At 59.6% G+C, this 15,981-nt stretch carries 13 protein-coding genes and 1 pseudogene; 8 read left to right on the top strand and 6 right to left on the bottom strand.

Annotation, left to right across the window (positions count from 1 at the left end):
- Positions 1–83 precede the first annotated feature (83 nt).
- Complete coding sequence (locus AACY52_RS09050) at positions 84–881, top strand: phosphatase PAP2 family protein (RefSeq protein ID WP_339419928.1); 798 nt, start codon at positions 84–86, stop codon at positions 879–881.
- A gap of 24 nt (positions 882–905) precedes the next feature.
- Here AACY52_RS09050 and AACY52_RS09045 read toward each other — a convergent pair whose 3' ends face one another.
- Complete coding sequence (locus AACY52_RS09045) at positions 906–1,313, bottom strand: RNA-binding S4 domain-containing protein (RefSeq protein ID WP_065875839.1); 408 nt, start codon at positions 1,311–1,313, stop codon at positions 906–908.
- Positions 1,314–1,429: 116 nt separating this feature from the next.
- On the opposite strand from AACY52_RS09045, the gene AACY52_RS09040 reads away from it, so the two are divergent.
- The 3 genes from AACY52_RS09040 to rimK are packed head-to-tail and all read left to right on the top strand — an operon-like array spanning position 1,430 to position 3,607.
- The gene (locus tag AACY52_RS09040) at positions 1,430–2,236 is read left to right on the top strand and encodes an EAL domain-containing protein (protein ID WP_339419927.1); all 807 of its coding nucleotides are present in this window, start codon (positions 1,430–1,432) and stop codon (positions 2,234–2,236) included.
- Between the two features lie 4 nt (positions 2,237–2,240).
- The gene (locus AACY52_RS09035; protein WP_370467827.1) at positions 2,241–2,705 is read left to right on the top strand and encodes an ATP-dependent zinc protease; all 465 of its coding nucleotides are present in this window, start codon (positions 2,241–2,243) and stop codon (positions 2,703–2,705) included.
- A complete protein-coding gene (gene rimK, locus AACY52_RS09030; protein ID WP_049710586.1) occupies positions 2,702–3,607 on the top strand; it encodes a 30S ribosomal protein S6--L-glutamate ligase in 906 nt (301 codons plus the stop codon). Before AACY52_RS09035 ends, rimK begins: the two co-directional genes overlap by 4 nt.
- A 92-nt stretch (positions 3,608–3,699) precedes the next feature.
- Here the strand turns inward: rimK and AACY52_RS09025 are convergent, their stop codons facing one another.
- Together AACY52_RS09025 and ompR are read right to left on the bottom strand one after the other, a co-directional pair.
- A complete protein-coding gene (locus tag AACY52_RS09025; protein WP_339419926.1) occupies positions 3,700–5,013 on the bottom strand; it encodes an ATP-binding protein in 1,314 nt (437 codons plus the stop codon).
- A gap of 116 nt (positions 5,014–5,129) precedes the next feature.
- Positions 5,130–5,870 carry a two-component system response regulator OmpR gene (gene ompR / locus AACY52_RS09020; RefSeq protein ID WP_010214095.1) on the bottom strand — a complete coding sequence of 247 codons (741 nt, stop codon included), beginning with the start codon at positions 5,868–5,870 and terminating at the stop codon, positions 5,130–5,132.
- 356 nt (positions 5,871–6,226) lie between these two features.
- On the opposite strand from ompR, the gene AACY52_RS09015 reads away from it, so the two are divergent.
- From AACY52_RS09015 to gshA, 3 genes are all read left to right on the top strand, one after another.
- On the top strand, positions 6,227–8,551 hold the full coding sequence (locus AACY52_RS09015; RefSeq protein WP_339419925.1) for a Tex family protein: 2,325 nt from the start codon (positions 6,227–6,229) through the stop codon (positions 8,549–8,551).
- Positions 8,551–8,934, top strand: coding sequence for a PaaI family thioesterase (locus AACY52_RS09010; RefSeq protein ID WP_339419924.1), 384 nt, complete (start codon positions 8,551–8,553; stop codon positions 8,932–8,934). Before AACY52_RS09015 ends, AACY52_RS09010 begins: the two co-directional genes overlap by 1 nt.
- A gap of 214 nt (positions 8,935–9,148) precedes the next feature.
- Positions 9,149–10,732, top strand: coding sequence for a glutamate--cysteine ligase (gene gshA, locus AACY52_RS09005; protein WP_339419923.1), 1,584 nt, complete (start codon positions 9,149–9,151; stop codon positions 10,730–10,732).
- Between the two features lie 127 nt (positions 10,733–10,859).
- Here the strand turns inward: gshA and mgrA are convergent, their stop codons facing one another.
- From mgrA to AACY52_RS08990, 3 genes and pseudogenes are all read right to left on the bottom strand, one after another.
- Complete coding sequence (gene mgrA, locus AACY52_RS09000) at positions 10,860–11,897, bottom strand: L-glyceraldehyde 3-phosphate reductase (RefSeq protein WP_314566791.1); 1,038 nt, start codon at positions 11,895–11,897, stop codon at positions 10,860–10,862.
- Positions 11,898–12,052: 155 nt separating this feature from the next.
- Positions 12,053–14,014, bottom strand: a complete 1,962-nt coding sequence (betT, locus tag AACY52_RS08995; RefSeq protein WP_339427384.1) for a choline transporter BetT — start codon at positions 14,012–14,014, stop codon at positions 12,053–12,055.
- A gap of 459 nt (positions 14,015–14,473) precedes the next feature.
- Positions 14,474–14,736: pseudogene (locus AACY52_RS08990) on the bottom strand (hypothetical protein); the annotation flags it as partial.
- A gap of 235 nt (positions 14,737–14,971) precedes the next feature.
- Between AACY52_RS08990 and AACY52_RS08985 the strand changes: the two are divergent.
- On the top strand, positions 14,972–15,967 hold the full coding sequence (locus AACY52_RS08985; RefSeq protein ID WP_339560430.1) for a D-cysteine desulfhydrase: 996 nt from the start codon (positions 14,972–14,974) through the stop codon (positions 15,965–15,967).
- The last annotated feature ends 14 nt before the right edge of the window (positions 15,968–15,981 follow it).

Genomic DNA, 15,981 nt, shown 5'->3' with positions numbered 1-15,981 from the left:
TGACAAATTGATTACAAAGTTTATAGAATTAAACGCTTTAGCACCGTTTTGGTGCTGTTTTCTAGAGCCGTGGGGGACAGTTTATGAACAATCCGAGTTTGTTCCAAGCCAAGTGGAGCCTCGGGGGGTGGGCCTGGTGCAATCTACTCGCGATCGGGCTGCTGTGTTTTTGGCTGTGGCCCACGGGCCAGATGCTGTGTGTGGTTTTCGACGAGTGGCTGTTTCATCTGCTCAATGAACCGCTCGCGAGCAACTCCACATGGCTGCACGTGTGGGCCGTGGCCAGTTTGCGACCGTTCGACGCAGTGGTCGGCGTGATTCTGCTGCTGCTGTTGATTCGCGGTGATTGGGTATTCAAGGCCGTGCAGGTGCGCCAGGCACTGTTCGGTTTTGTCGGAATTCTGCTGCTGTTGCTGTTTATACGCATGCTGTTTTCCAAATTCGCGGCACACATGGGCTGGCAACACAGTAGCCCGTCGATGGTCATCAGCGGGGCGATCCGGATGAGCGACTATTTCCCTGGGCTGGAAAAGACGTGGGAACTGAAGGACCGTTCGAGCCAGAGTTTCCCGGGGGATCACGCTTCGGTGCTGTTGATCTGGGGGATGTTCATGACGGTGTTCGCCAAGCGCACCGGCCAGGTGCTGGTGATTTGGGGCCTGGCACTGTTGTTCATGATGCCGCGCCTGGTGGCGGGGGCGCACTGGGGGCAGGACGACTACATCGGTGGTGTGTTGCTGGCACTGTTGGCGCTGGGGTGGGGGTATTACACACCGTTTGCGGCGAAGGTGTCGGGTGGGTTGTTGCGGGTGACGGCACCCGTCTTCCGGCTGTTTCAACGAGTGCCACTGATTAGTCGGCTAAGCGTCATACGCTTGTAGTGAGCAGGCTTGCCCCGCGCAGGGTCAGTCATCATTGCCACTGCCGCGAAACTTGAACAAGTCGCGGCGCTGCTTCTTGCTCGGCTTGCCATCGGTGGTCATGCCGATACCGCCGGCCTTTCGCATCGCCGCCGCATTTTCACGCTTAGCAATACTGGCTTCGGTCTCGGTGTACAGCGCCTGCGCTTCAGGCGCCCCACGGCGCACGATGGAAAGCGCCTGGACCACGACCGTTTTTTCATCAAACCCGGTACGAATCTGAAATTCATCCCCGACGCGCGGTTCCTTGCCTGGCTTGCAGCGCTCGCCACGATGATGCACCTTGCCACTCTCGATGGCAGCCTTCGCCAGGGCACGGGTTTTATAGAAGCGCGCAGCCCACAGCCACTTGTCCAGACGGACTTTTTCTTCCTCTTCCTGCTTTTGAGCCACTTGAATTCCTCGCTCTGAAAAATGTCGCAACTTTAACGTTGAAACCCTTCGACGCATAAACCCTAAGGCTCACCTAAGATACGCCAGGTAGCACTCTGTTTTCGCGAGGATACGCTGTGACCGACTTTCCCACTTCACTCACCTCGCCTGACCAGCGCTGCGTGGGCTGCCAGCAAAGCGAACCCTTGGGGTTCGATTTTGCGTTCGCCTATCAGCCTATCGTAGACCTTCGGGACCATTCGATCTTCGCCCACGAAGCCCTGGTCCGTGGTACGCAAGGCGAAGGGGCGCTGTCTGTGCTGGACCAGGTCGACGAAAGCAACCGCTACCGTTTCGACCAACGCTGCCGAACCCAAGCGATCGCCGGGGCGGCGGCCCTGGGTATGCAAACCCATCTCTCTATCAACTTTATGCCTAACGCCGTGTACCGCCCGGAGTTGTGTATCCGCAGCACCCTGGAGGCAGCCCGCGCGCATGATTTTCCGCTGGACCGGCTGATTTTCGAGACAATCGAAAGCGAGCACGTAGATAACAATCGCCATTTGACGAATATTCTGCGTGAATACCGCGAATTCGGCTTCAAGACCGCCATCGACGATTTCGGTGCGGGTTATTCAGGGCTGAGTTTGCTGGCCGATTTTCAACCTGACTTGATCAAACTCGACATGTCGCTGATTCGCGATGTCGATCAGGATCGTGTCCGACAGATCATCGTCCGGGGGATTGTCACAATCTGTGAGCAGTTAGGGGTTAGTGTCATCGCCGAAGGCATCGAAAGTGCTGGTGAGCGTAACTTCCTTTCCGACTGCGGAATATTCCTGATGCAGGGTTATTGGTTCGCCAAGCCTGCATTCAAAGCCCTGGCTGAGATTTCACCCCAGGCCTGGGCAAATCGATCGGTTACCCATATTGAAGACATTTGACCATTTGACCGTTGTGGGTCTGCGTGAGTGGGTGGCACTTCCCGACCTGGGAGTGGCAGGCCTGCGCGCGAAGATCGACACCGGTGCCAGTACCTCCAGCCTGCACGCCACCGATATCGAGCCTTTTGAGCGCGACGGCGAGAAATGGGTGCGCTTCACCGCGCATCTGGGCAGCATTGTGCAACTGCGCCACCGCCGCTGCGAGGCGCTGCTGGTGACGATGAAAACCATCAAAAGCTCCAACGGCCACGCGCAGGTGCGCTACGTAATCAGCACAACCCTCGCGCTGGGTGATCGGGTATGGCGGGTGGAATTCACCCTCGCGTGCCGCAAGGCCATGCGTTATCGCCTGTTACTGGGTTCCAAGGCGCTGATTGACGGCCAATTGGTGGTCAATCCAGGCGTCAAGTACGTTCAAGACAAGCCGGTGTTCCCGGTCTCTACTATTTCTGCCCCAGGTGCTGCATGAAGATTGCTGTGCTGTCGCGAAACCCGCGTCTGTATTCCACCCGCCGCCTGGTTGAGGCCGGCACTGAACGTGGCCACGAAATGGTGGTGATCGACACGTTGCGTGCCTATATGAACATTGCCAGCCATAAGCCGCAGATCCATTACCGGGGTAAACCGCTGGAGGGGTTTGATGCAGTGATCCCTCGCATCGGAGCTTCGGTGACGTTTTATGGCTGCGCGGTATTGCGCCAGTTTGAAATGATGGGGGTATCGCCCCTCAACGAATCGGTCGCCATTGCCCGCTCTCGGGACAAGTTGCGCTCGCTGCAGCTGCTTTCACGCCGGGGCATCGGCCTGCCAGTGACCGGTTTTGCCCACTCTCCCGACGACATTCCCGACCTGATCGAGATGGTCAATGGCGCGCCGCTGGTGATCAAGGTACTGGAAGGCACCCAGGGCATAGGTGTGGTGCTGTGTGAAACCGCGACGGCAGCGGAATCCGTGATCGAGGCATTCATGGGCCTCAAGCAGAACATCATGGTGCAGGAATACATCAAGGAAGCCGGCGGCGCCGATATCCGCTGCTTCGTGGTGGGCGACAAGGTGATTGCGGCGATGAAGCGTCAGGCCAAGCCGGGAGAGTTCCGCTCCAATTTGCACCGCGGTGGTAGTGCCAGCCTGATCAAGATCACCCCCGAGGAACGCATGACCGCGCTGCGGGCGGCGAAGGTGATGGGTTTGAGCGTGGCGGGTGTAGATATCTTGCGCTCCAACCATGGACCACTGGTGATGGAGGTGAATTCATCGCCGGGGCTGGAAGGGATCGAGACCACCACGGGCAAGGATGTGGCAGGGATCATCATTCAGCATTTGGAGAAGAGTGGCGGGGCGAATATGACTCGGACCAAGGGTAAAGGGTAAGAGCAGCGACAAGCTTCAAGCTAAAAGCTGCAAGAGAAGACAGATGCTTTTGCTCTTTCTTGCAGCTGATAGCTTGAAGCTTGTCGCCGCTCCTATACCGCATCTCTTGGCAACATCAGCCCGAGCGGCAAACGCACTCGCGCCTCTAACCCTCCCTCTTCGCGGTTACGCAACTCAACATTGCCGCCATGCATCGAGGCAATCCGCCGCACAATTGCCAACCCCAGACCAGTACCCTTACCACCCCGAGCACGGTCGCCGCGGGTGAAAGGGTTGAAGATACCCTCCAGCTCGTCCGGGTCGATGCCCGCGCCCCGGTCCATGACGCTCAGCACCACATAAGGCGCAGCACTGTCGCCGGATACATACGCGGCCACTTCCACATCGGAACCGGCGTGATGCAAAGCGTTACCGATCAGGTTGTTCAACAGGCGCTTCATCGAGACCCGCCGTAACGCAAAAGGCTGGATCGGCTCAAGGCGCATGCGCACTTGCTCACCGTTCTGGTTGTAGGGCGCGACCACCTCACGCACCAGGTCAGTCAGGTCGACCTCTTCCACCACCTCATCCCGGCCATCGCGGATGAACGCGAGGAACTGGTCGAGAATAGCGTCCATGTCCTCAATGTCACGGACCATGTCATCGGTCAGATCGCTATGGCTGCCCATCAACTCCAGAGACAGGCGCAGCCGCGTCAAGGGTGTGCGCAAGTCGTGGGAAACTCCCGCCAGCATCAACTCGCGTTCGCGCCCGGCCTGCTCGACGTCTTCCGCCATCTGGTTGAACGCGCCGTACACCTCAGTCATCTCGCTGGGCGTATCGCTGACCGGCAGGCGCACGCTGCGCCCCTGGCCCAATTGACGGGCAGCAAACACCAGACGTTTGAGTGGTTGGTTGAGCTGCCGGACAAAGATCCACGCCGAAGCCGTTGAAAGCAGCCCGATCGCCAGGAACCAGCCCAGCACGTTCCAGATCTTCTGCCCACGCAGCGGATGCGGGTACAGCGGCACTTTCAGCCAATCCTCACCCAGGCTTGGCGCGCGCACCCACAACGCCGGCGATACATGCATGCGCAGCCGCACCTCAGTGTCTTCACCGAGTTCAGCCTGCATCTGGCGCTGGTAAATTTCACTGTAGGGCCAATGTTGCTCACCCTCAGGCACCCCCGCGCCCGCGACACGGACCAGCGTGGCGGCCTTGGCAATTTTCTCGCGGTTCTCGGGGTCAGCCGCCCAATAGGCGCGCAGCGTCAAGGCGACACCGTGGCTGTATTGTCGATCCACCAGCACGTCCTCGTTCATCAACAGATAAACAAGCGTGAGTGCTTTGGAAAACAGAACGACGATCAGCACCAGCCAAAGGGTGCGGGAGAAGAAGCTTTGGGGGAACCACAGCGGGGTTTTCATAGAAGACAGCTAGATACCTTGCAGAAACGAGCGGCGCTCGCAGAATTGCAGACGCCGGACCTCCCGTCGACCCTCATGGAATCAAACGCTGGGAGGCCCGCCCTGCAAATCATCGGTCAACTGGTTTTATTGCCATCCGGCACAAACACATAACCCACACCCCAGACCGTCTGGATATACCTAGGCTTGGAGGGGTCCGGCTCGATCATCCGGCGCAGACGGGAAATCTGCACGTCAATGGAGCGCTCCAGGGCGTCCCATTCCCGGCCACGGGCCAGGTTCATCAGTTTGTCGCGGGTCAGCGGCTGGCGAGCGTTCATCACCAGGGCCTTAAGCACGGCGAATTCGCCAGTGGTCAGCATGTGCACTTCATCGCCACGCTTGAGCTCACGGGTCGCCAGCGACAGTTCGTAGTCGCCAAAAGTGACGCTTTCGTCTTCGCTGCCGGGCGCGCCCGGTACCGGGGCTGCCTGGCGACGCAACACCGCCTTCACCCGCGCCATCAGCTCATCCGGGTTGAACGGCTTGGCCAAATAGTCATCCGCGCCCAGCTCCAGGCCCTTGATGCGGCTCAGCTCATCGCCCTTGGCGGTAAGCATGATGATTGGAATCTGGTTGTTCGCGCCGCGCAGGCGTTTGCAGGCGGTGAGGCCGTCTTCGCCGGGCAGCATCAGGTCGAGTACGACGAGGTTGAACACTTCACGCCCCAACAGACGGTCCATCTGCTCAGTGTTCGGCACCGCGCGGGCGCGGTAGCCCTTGGAGTTGAAGAAACGCTCCAGCAGGCTGCTCAGCCCCGGATCGTCGTCAACGATGAGAATTTTCTCGCCTTCAGCAGTTTGTGCAGTGCTGCTCATTAGATGCTCCTCTTATCTCGGCGCGCATTATGGCCTAGCTGCCGTTATACGCACCGTGTGCATTGTTAGCAGATTTTTCCTCTACTGCCAGCGAACCCGCGCCCTACAACCGTTGGCGCAATCCCCCCCAAGGGCAGAACGCTGGTTATAATGCGGCGCCGTCGTGCAGGGCAACGTCAGATAGTTACCGTTTGATGCCGAGGCTTTTTTCACCGCTTGTCGTGATTTTTTCGATTTCGAGGGTCAATAGGCTGCCTCTTGACCCAGGCAGCGGCGCCAGTCGGGCCGCTCAACCAGCCTCCCAACGCCTTGTTTTCCGGGCTTGCGAGCTGCTTTTAAGAATTTCAGGTGGTTTTATGGACAGCATCAACAGCCGCATCGCCGAGGAACTCGGTGTACGCCCACAACAGGTCGAAGCGGCCGTCGCTCTACTGGATGAAGGCTCCACGGTGCCCTTCATCGCCCGTTACCGTAAAGAAGTGACCGGCAGCCTCGACGACATCCAACTGCGTCACCTGGAAGAGCGCCTGCGCTACCTGCGAGAACTCGACGAACGGCGCATCAGCATCCTCGCCAGCATCGAGGAACAAGGCAAGTTGACCCCGCAACTTGAGCGAGACATCAAGCTCGCCGACACCAAGACCCGCCTCGAAGACCTTTACCTGCCCTACAAGCAAAAGCGCCGCACCAAGGGCCAGATCGCCCTGGAAGCGGGCCTGGGCGAGCTGGCCGACGGGTTGTTCAACGACCCGTCGCTGCCCCCGGAAACCGAAGCCGTACGCTTCATCGACGCCGAAAAGGGCGTCGCCGATGTCAAGGCCGCCCTCGAAGGCGCCAAGTACATCCTCATGGAGCGCTTCGCCGAAGACGCCAGCCTGCTGGAAAAACTGCGTACCTACCTTAAGCAGGAAGCCATCCTCAGTGCCCGCGTCATCGCCGGCAAGGAGGAAGAAGGCGCCAAGTTCCGCGATTACTTCGAACACGACGAGCCGCTCAAGAGCATGCCGTCCCACCGTGCACTCGCCATTTTCCGTGGCCGCAACGAAGGCATTCTCAGCTCCGCACTGAAGGTCGGCGACGAGTTGCCGGGCACCATGCACCCGTGCGAAGGCATGATCGGTCAACAATTCGGCATCCAGAATCAGAACCGTCCTGCGGACAAGTGGCTCGGTGAAGTGGTGCGCTGGACCTGGAAGGTCAAGCTCTACACCCACCTGGAAACCGACCTGCTGGGCGAACTGCGCGACGGCGCCGAAACCGAGGCGATCAACGTGTTCGCCCACAACCTGCACGACCTGCTACTGGCTGCCCCGGCCGGGCCACGTGCCACTTTGGGCCTCGACCCAGGCCTGCGCACTGGCTGCAAAGTGGCCGTGGTCGATTCCACCGGCAAGCTGCTGGACCACGCGACTGTGTATCCGCACGTACCGCACAACAAATGGGACCAGACCCTCGCGATCCTGGCCGCCTTGTGCGCCAAACACTCGGTCGACTTGATCGCTATCGGCAACGGCACTGCCAGCCGTGAGACCGACAAGCTGGCCGCCGAACTGATCAAGAAATACCCAGCCATGAAGATGACCAAAGTCATGGTCTCCGAGGCTGGCGCCTCGGTGTATTCGGCGTCGGAGTTGGCATCCAAGGAATTCCCGGACCTCGACGTGTCGATCCGTGGCGCGGTGTCGATTGCTCGTCGCCTGCAGGATCCACTGGCCGAACTGGTGAAAATCGACCCTAAATCCATCGGCGTGGGCCAGTATCAGCATGACGTGTCGCAGCTGAAACTGGCGCGTGGCCTGGATGCAGTGGTGGAAGATTGCGTAAACGCCGTCGGCGTAGACGTGAACACCGCTTCCGTCGCGCTGCTTGCACGTATTTCCGGCCTCAACGCCACGTTGGCGCAAAACATCGTGACTCACCGTGACGAAAACGGCGCGTTCAAAACCCGTGCAGCGCTGAAAAAAGTCGCACGCCTGGGTGAAAAAACCTTCGAACAGGCCGCCGGTTTCCTACGCGTAATGAACGGCGATAACCCGTTGGATTCTTCCGCGGTTCACCCGGAAGCCTACCCGCTGGTGCAACGCATCGCCGCCGAAACCGACCGCGACATCCGTTCGCTGATCGGTGACGCTGCATTCCTCAAGCGTCTGGATCCAAAGAAGTACACCGACGAAACATTCGGTGTGCCGACCATCACCGACATCCTGCAAGAGCTGGAAAAGCCGGGCCGCGACCCCCGCCCCGAGTTCAAGACCGCCGAGTTCCAGGACGGTGTCGAAGACCTCAAGGACCTGCAACTGGGCATGATCCTCGAAGGCGTCGTCACCAACGTGACCAACTTCGGTGCCTTTGTGGATATCGGCGTGCATCAGGACGGTTTGGTACATATCTCTGCGCTTTCGGAGAAATTCATCAAGGATCCACGCGAAGCGGTGAAAGCCGGTGACGTGGTCAAGGTCAAGGTCATGGAAATTGACATCCCGCGCAAACGTGTCGGCCTGTCGATGCGCATGAGCGACACCCCCGGTGAGAAAATCGACGGTGCCCGTGGCGCACGTCCAGGCTCCGCACCGCGCCAGTCGCAAAACAGCGCTCCGCGCAAGGACACCGCCACCGCAGCGCCGAGCAACAACGCCATGGCCTCGCTGTTCGCCAACGCTAAACAGTTGAAGAAGCGTTGATGGAAATTCCGGCCGGCTTGACCCAGAGCGCGTTCAGCGAACTGATCGGCTGCCGTCTGCAACGCCTTGAGGAAGGCGTTGCCGAGGTGGCCCTGACCCTGGAGCCGCACTTGCGCAACCGCGCGGGCAAGCTCCATGGCGGGGCGATTTTCAGCCTGGTGGACATTACGATGGGGCTGGCCTGTTCCAGCTCACATGGTTTCGACCAGCAGAGCGCGACCATCGAGTGCAAAATCAACTATATCCGTGCGGTGGAAGGCGGTGACGTGCTGTGCACCAGCCGGGTGATTCATGCCGGGCGCCGCACGCTGGTGGTCGAGGCGGATGTGTACCAAGACGAAAGACTTATCGCAAAAGCGCAGGGTACCTTCGCTGTCCTATAGCTCCCTACCCCCGATTTGAGTTAATTTCGGCGCTGCAATCACAGCGTCGGAATTTTCTTGCCGTGCTGCAGCCAAACTCATGGAGTGAAGTAGGCTTTTTCACAGCGGGTCAAATCGACTCTGAACCAGGCGATCACGCCAGTTTTAACTTCACCCTTGTAGACCGTCCTGCCCACCCCCATATTGGGGCGACTGACGCGTGAAGGAATCCAACTTGAGCGAACTTCTCAACCGCCGCCTGGCTTTGCTCGGCAAGCGCGAACACCTCTCCCTGCTAGAGCAGTGCTTGCACGGCATCGAGCGCGAATGCCTGCGCGTTACGGGTGATGGCCGCCTGGCACACACGCCGCACCCCGAAGCCCTGGGCGCCGCGTTGACCAACGAACTGATCACCACTGACTACTCGGAATCGCTGCTTGAGTTCATCACTCCCGCCCTGCCCAACCCGGCCGATACCCTGAGCAGCCTGGACAAGATCCACCGGTTTGCCTACACCAAGCTCGGCAGCGAATACCTGTGGAGCCCCTCGATGCCGTGCCCGTTGCCGGCCGAGGAAGACATTCCGATTGCCTACTACGGCACGTCCAATATCGGACAGCTCAAGTACGTGTACCGCAAGGGGCTGGCCCTGCGTTACGGCAAGACCATGCAATGCATCGCGGGCATCCACTACAACTTTTCCCTGCCGGAACAGCTATGGCCGTTGCTCAAGGAAACTGAAGGATTTGTCGGCACTGACCGCGACTATCAGTCCAACGCCTATATCGCGCTGATCCGCAATTTCCGTCGCTACAGCTGGCTGCTGATGTACCTGTTCGGGGCCTCGCCGGCGCTGGACGCGGGCTTCCTGCGCGGTCGCTCGCACCAGTTGGAAGTGCTCGACGCTGACACCCTGTACCTGCCCTACGCCACCAGCCTGCGCATGAGCGACCTGGGTTACCAGAGCAACGCCCAGGCCGGCCTCACGCCGTGCTACAACGACCTGGTCAGCTACACCGACAGCCTGCGTGAAGCGGTGGCAACGCCCTACGCGCCGTACGTAGAAGTCGGCACGCACAAGGACGGTGAATGGGTACAGCTCAACACCAACATCCTGCAAATCGAAAACGAGTACTACTCCAACATCCGCCCCAAGCGTGTGACCTACACCGGCGAGCGGCCGATCCAGGCGCTGATGGCACGTGGCATCCAATACATCGAAGTGCGCTGCCTGGACATCAACCCGTTCCTGCCGATGGGCATCGACCTGCCGGAGTCGCGTTTCCTCGACGCATTCCTGCTGTATTGCGCGCTGAACGACAGCCCGCTGTTCGCCAACAACGAATGTGGCAACGCAACCTCCAACTTCCTCAGCGTGGTCAAGGAAGGTCGCCGTCCGGGCCTGCAATTACAACGTCAGGGGCAACCGGTGGACATGAAGGAATGGGCTGCCGAGCTGCTGGAGCAGATTGCACCGTTGGCCGCGTTGCTGGATGAGAGCCACGGCATCACCGAGCACAGCCAGGCGCTGGATGCTCAGTTGGCCAAGGTCAAGGACCCGTCCCTGACGCCGTCGGCCCAGGTGCTGGCGGCGATGGCCGAGCGTAAAGAGAGTTTTGCGCAGTTCTCCCTGCACCAGAGCCAGTTGCACGCTGAGCACTTTCGCAAGGAGCCGTTGCCGGCGGACGAGCAGGCGCGCTTTGAACAGCTGGCACGTACATCGCTGGCGCAACAGGCAGAGCTGGAGCAGAACGAAGTGGGCGACTTTGATGTGTTTGTCGGGTCGTACCAGGCGAGCATTCTGGCCATCAGCAACTAAATCCTTACGCAGCCCCCTGTGGAAACGGGCTTGCTCGCGAAGGCGGTGTATCAGTCAAACATGTATCGACTGACACCCCGCCTTCGCGCGCAAGCCCGCTGCCACAATTTTACCGAGGTGTGTCCGGTTACTCAGCAGTAGATGGCTTTTCCCACAGGTTAATCCCACCTTCCTGCGCAAACCGATCTATCTCCGCCAGCTCCTGCGCACTGAAGCTCAAGTTCTTCAACGCACCGACGTTTTCAATGATCTGCTCCGGCCGGCTCGCACCGATCAGCGCGCTAGTCACCCGTGGATCACGCAACGTCCAAGCCAACGCCAATTGCGCAAGGCTCTGACCACGACGCTGGGCGATTTCATTAAGCGCCCGCACATGAGCGATGTTTTCTTCGGACAGGTGCTTGGCCTGCAACGAACCACCGCCCGGGCGATTGACCCGCGCATCGGCCGGCACGCCGTTGAGGTACTTGTCAGTCAGCAAACCCTGGGCCAACGGCGTGAACGCGATCACCCCGGCGCCGAGTTCTTCGGTGGTGTCCAGCAGGTCTTTTTCGACCCAGCGGTTAAGCAGGTTGTAGGCTGGCTGGTGGATCAGCAGCGGTACTTTCCACTCTTTGAGCAGGGCCGCCATTTCGCGGGTTTTTACCCCGGAGTAGGAGGAAATGCCGATGTACAACGCCTTGCCTTGTTGCACGGCGGTGGCGAGGGCGCTGGCGGTTTCTTCCAATGGGGTGTCGGCGTCAAAACGGTGGGAGTAGAAGATATCCACGTAGTCGACGCCCAGACGTTGCAGGCTCTGGTCGAGGCTGGCCAGCACGTATTTGCGCGAACCGCCGCCCTGGCCGTAGGGGCCAGGCCACATGTCCCAGCCGGCTTTGCTGGAAATGATCAGTTCATCGCGGTAGTGCTTAAAGTCTTCGCGCAGCAAACGGCCGAAGTTGATCTCGGCGCTGCCGTAGGGCGGGCCATAGTTGTTGGCCAGGTCGAAGTGGTTGATCCCCAGGTCGAACGCGGTGCGCAGCAGGGCGCGCTGGGTATCGATCGGAGTGCTGTCGCCAAAGTTGTGCCACAGCCCCAGGGACAGTGCAGGCAGCACCAATCCACTGCGGCCTACGCGGCGGTACGGAATAGATTCATAGCGGTTTTCGGCAGCAATGTAAGTCATCGAATCCTCTCTTGGACGTAGGCAAATAAGGCCTGGGAATAACGATATTCCCAGGTCTTTTAACCAGCTGAATCGCTTAAGTCTGCCCTTTCGTTTTACAGCAAAGTCCTGTGAGAGGGGTACGTTCCAATGGCGTAAATGCGCGGTCTGTCGTCTCAGCGCACCAAATGCAGGAACTGCAGGTGCCGCTCGTACTGGTCGAGAATGTCGTTGATGATCTGCTCCTTGGTGTAGCCGACCAGATCGTAGTCCTGGCTGCCCTCGCTCAAGTGCACTTCCGCCCGGTAGTAGCGACGGTTGTTGAGCTGCTTGGAACCCATTCCACCGCGTGCAAATGACGGCGTGAAATAGCCACGCATCTGCACCTGATAAACGAACGGATGCTCCTCGCCGTGGCCGATTTCCAGGCTGACGCTGTCGTTGGATGGATCAGGCTGGGTGACGATCCTGAGGCCTTTTTCGACGAACACCGCCGTCACCTCTTCAATCGCCGGGCGCACCGTGGTCTCAAGGAACCGATACACCTCATCCCTTGACGGGAAATGCACGGCCTGACTCAAGCGCTGGCGCCAGCCGCCTGTGCCCTTGCGTGAACCCGACACCGGCGCCAACGAATGCAATTGGGCGATCTGCTTTTGCGACTCCAGGTAGAACGCCTTGTGCAGCCCCCACATCATCAGCAGCAGAATCATCGAGAACGGTAACGAGGTCAGCACCACCGCGGATTTAAGCGAGTCGATGCTGCCGGCAAACAGCAAGGCACTGGTGACCAGCCCGGTCATCACGCCCCAGAACACCCGCAGCCATTTCGGCCCGTCTTCGTCAGCGTTGCCGCCCTTGGACGACAGTGTGGACAGCACCACAGTGCCGGAGTCGGCCGAGGTGACGAAGAACACAAAGCTGATAAACACCGTGACCGCAATAACCGTTTTGCTCCACGGGTAGGTTTCCAGCAGCAGGTAGAGGCTCATCGACGGATCATCGATGGCCGACTGACCGAGCGCGGCCATGCCGTGGTTGAGCACCTGGTCAATGGCGCTGTTGCCAAAGATCGACATCCACGCCAGGGTGAACCCCAGCGGGATCAGCAGCACGCCGAATACGAACTCACGAATGGTCCGGCCACGGGAAATCCGCGCGATAAACAGGCCCACGAACGGCGACCATGCAATCCACCAAGCCCAGTAGAACACCGTCCAACCGCCCAGCCAGTCGCTGGGTTTGTCGTAGGCATACACGTCGAAACTCTTGCTCGGCAAGGCGCCCAAATAGTCACCGATGTTCTGGATCAAGGTATTGAGCAAATGCTGGGTGGGCCCGGCGAACAACACGAACAGCAGCAGCGCACAGGCCAGCAGCATGTTGATGTCGGACATCACTCGCACGCCCTTGTCGACGCCGGCTACGGCGACCAAGATCGCGGCACCCATCATCAGGGTGATCAAACCAACCTGGATCCACTGGGTATGGGCAAGGCCAAACAAGTAATCGAGCCCGGAATTGAGGTGCAACACCCCAAAGCCCATGTCAGCACCGAGACCAAACACCGTGGCGATGATGCCAAAACCATCCACCGCGTAACCGATAGGGCCGTTGATGCGCTTGCCTATCAGCGGATACAACGCCGAACGCAACGCCAGCGGCAAGTTATGCCGGTAGGCGAAATACGCCAAGGCCATACCAACAAAGGCGAACACGCCCCAGCCGTGCAGGCCCCAGTGCAGAAACAGCACCTGCATGGCCTGGCGCGCGGCATCGGCGCTCATCGGCTCGCCCTGGGGCGGTTGCACCAAGTGCGTCAGCGGCTCGGACACGCAGAAGAAAAACAACGTGATGCTGATCCCGGCGGCGAACAGCATGCCGGCCCAGGACAGGTAACTGAATTCGGGCTCGTCGTGGTCGGCACCGAGTTTTATCTTGCCGTAGCCCGATAATGCGGTGACCACCACGAAGAGCAGATACAGGGTCATCGCCAGCATGTAGTACCAGCCGACCGTGTTGGCCGCCCAGTTTTGCGCGGCCAGCAGCCAAGCGCCGGCCTGTTGCGGGATAGCAATGACCGTGATGCCAAACAGCAGGATGAAGCTGGCGGCAAAGTAGAAGACCGGCGCATTCATGCGCACCAGGCCGCTTGCGGGGGTGGACGATGCACTCATGAACGATGCACCCCGACGATGAGCGATGTGGCTTTAAATAACGGACTCAGCAAAGGTAAGCCTCCTGTTGTGAGCGGGCAGCGAACCACCGGGTTTAACTTGAACGAGCATTCAAGTTAAACATGGATAGGCGGTCTGGGACTAATTGCAGGGCCGAGCGGCAGACAACTCCTACACTAGCTCAGGGAAAGGTATGACGGGCTGAGATGACAAAACGTTCAGCACATAGCCCGAGGAAAAAACAGAAAACTCCAAGCAATATGTGCCGCCTGTCAGCGCGCAAGCTCAACACAATCGAATGATTCCTGACGCCCCCGAAAGGTCATTCAACGATGCCTGCAACGCCGACAAGCCGATTACTGGCGATCACCGAACACACGCCGACCCATTTTGACCTCGTCAAACACCAACTGCCTGGTTGCGGTACAGGTGGTGGGCCAGACGATGGTGAATCACCGCCAGGATGCCGGGGTAGCACAGCAGCACTTCATCGACGCTGCGGGCGGCCGGGTAGACGTGGTAGGCGGCGAGCACATTAGTGTCCAACAGGCTGCGCAGGGACGGCAATTCGCCCCGCCATGTTTGCCACTCAAGCGGCCATTGCGGGTTCGCCACTGGTCACGGGCGCCGCGCAGTTGACTGACGATGGTCTGTAATTGCCAATGACTGGCGCGCTCGCTCAACGTCGTCACTCCTGAAAATGGGGAGGCGAAGTAACAAGCTTCAAGCGACAAGCTGCAAGTTGAGCGCGATCAACTTGCAGCTTGTCGCTGATGACTTGCCGCTGAAGGGGCCACCACTCTACGTCATGCGGAGCAGCACCTTAATAACCAATTATGCCGAGCAAATAACCAAACCGGTTGCCCGATGAAAAGTGCCTGCCTATAGTCGCCCCATACTCATCAACCGTGCGTAGCCATGATCAAACGACAGCTCGACCGTTTTAACCGCCTGGAATTGCTGGGCGGCGCCACTGCCCTGGAAAAACTCGAGCGGCTGTCGGCCTGGCTGGGCAGGGATGTGTACGTCAAGCGCGACGACACCACGCCGCTGGCCATGGGCGGCAACAAGCTGCGCAAACTTGAATACCTGGCCGCCGATGCCATCGCCCAAGGCGCCGATACCCTGGTGACCGCCGGCGCTATCCAGTCCAACCACGTACGCCAGACCGCTGCGCTGGCCGCCAAGCTGGGCCTGGGCTGCGTGGCCTTGCTGGAAAACCCTACCGGTACCGACGACCCCAACTACCTGGGCAACGGCAACCGCCTGCTGCTGGACCTGTTCGACACCAAAGTAGAGTTGGTGGAAAACCTCGACAACGTCGACGACCAGCTCAATGCCCTCGCCGACCGCCTGCGCAGCAGCGGCAAGAAGCCGTACCTGGTGCCTATCGGCGGCTCCAATGCCCTGGGCGCCCTGGGTTATGTACGCGCCGGGCTTGAGCTGGCCGCGCAGATCGAAGACAGCGGCATCGAATTTGCCGCCGTGGTGCTGGCCTCCGGCAGTGCGGGGACCCACAGCGGCCTCGCCCTGGCCTTGAGCGAAGTGCTGCCAGACCTGCCCGTAATTGGCGTCACCGTGTCGCGTACCGACGAAGCCCAGCGCCCGAAAGTGCAGGACCTGGCCGAACGTACCGCGCAGTTGCTGGGTGTGGATATCCCGCAAGCGTTCAAGGTGATCCTGTGGGACGAATACTTCGGGCCGCGCTATGGCGAACCGAACGCCGGCACCCTTTCTGCGGTCAAGCTATTGGCGAGTCAGGAAGGCCTGTTGCTGGACCCGGTCTACACTGGCAAGGCCATGGCCGGTTTGCTGGATGGCATCGGGCGTCAGCGCTTTGAGGACGGGCCGATCATTTTCCTGCATACCGGCGGGGCACCGGCATTGTTCGCCTATGGTGGCGCATTTAATTGAATGCACACGGATCA

The organism is Pseudomonas sp. EA_65y_Pfl1_P113 (assembly GCF_963970525.1).
GTDB classification, from domain to species: domain Bacteria; phylum Pseudomonadota; class Gammaproteobacteria; order Pseudomonadales; family Pseudomonadaceae; genus Aquipseudomonas; species Aquipseudomonas tritici.
This window is presented reverse-complemented; position numbering and strand designations above follow the sequence as displayed.

Bases quoted from the DNA above. Each gene is read 5' to 3' on its own strand.
- AACY52_RS08985 (WP_339560430.1), top strand. From the start codon at position 14,972: ATGATCAAACGACAGCTCGACCGTTTTAACCGCCTGGAATTGCTGGGC.
- mgrA (WP_314566791.1), bottom strand. From the start codon at position 11,897: ATGACTTACATTGCTGCCGAAAACCGCTATGAATCTATTCCGTACCGC.
- AACY52_RS09015 (WP_339419925.1), top strand. From the start codon at position 6,227: ATGGACAGCATCAACAGCCGCATCGCCGAGGAACTCGGTGTACGCCCA.
- AACY52_RS09025 (WP_339419926.1), bottom strand. From the start codon at position 5,013: ATGAAAACCCCGCTGTGGTTCCCCCAAAGCTTCTTCTCCCGCACCCTT.
- ompR (WP_010214095.1), bottom strand. From the start codon at position 5,870: ATGAGCAGCACTGCACAAACTGCTGAAGGCGAGAAAATTCTCATCGTT.
- AACY52_RS09050 (WP_339419928.1), top strand. From the start codon at position 84: ATGAACAATCCGAGTTTGTTCCAAGCCAAGTGGAGCCTCGGGGGGTGG.
- AACY52_RS09010 (WP_339419924.1), top strand. From the start codon at position 8,551: ATGGAAATTCCGGCCGGCTTGACCCAGAGCGCGTTCAGCGAACTGATC.
- betT (WP_339427384.1), bottom strand. From the start codon at position 14,014: ATGAATGCGCCGGTCTTCTACTTTGCCGCCAGCTTCATCCTGCTGTTT.
- rimK (WP_049710586.1), top strand. From the start codon at position 2,702: ATGAAGATTGCTGTGCTGTCGCGAAACCCGCGTCTGTATTCCACCCGC.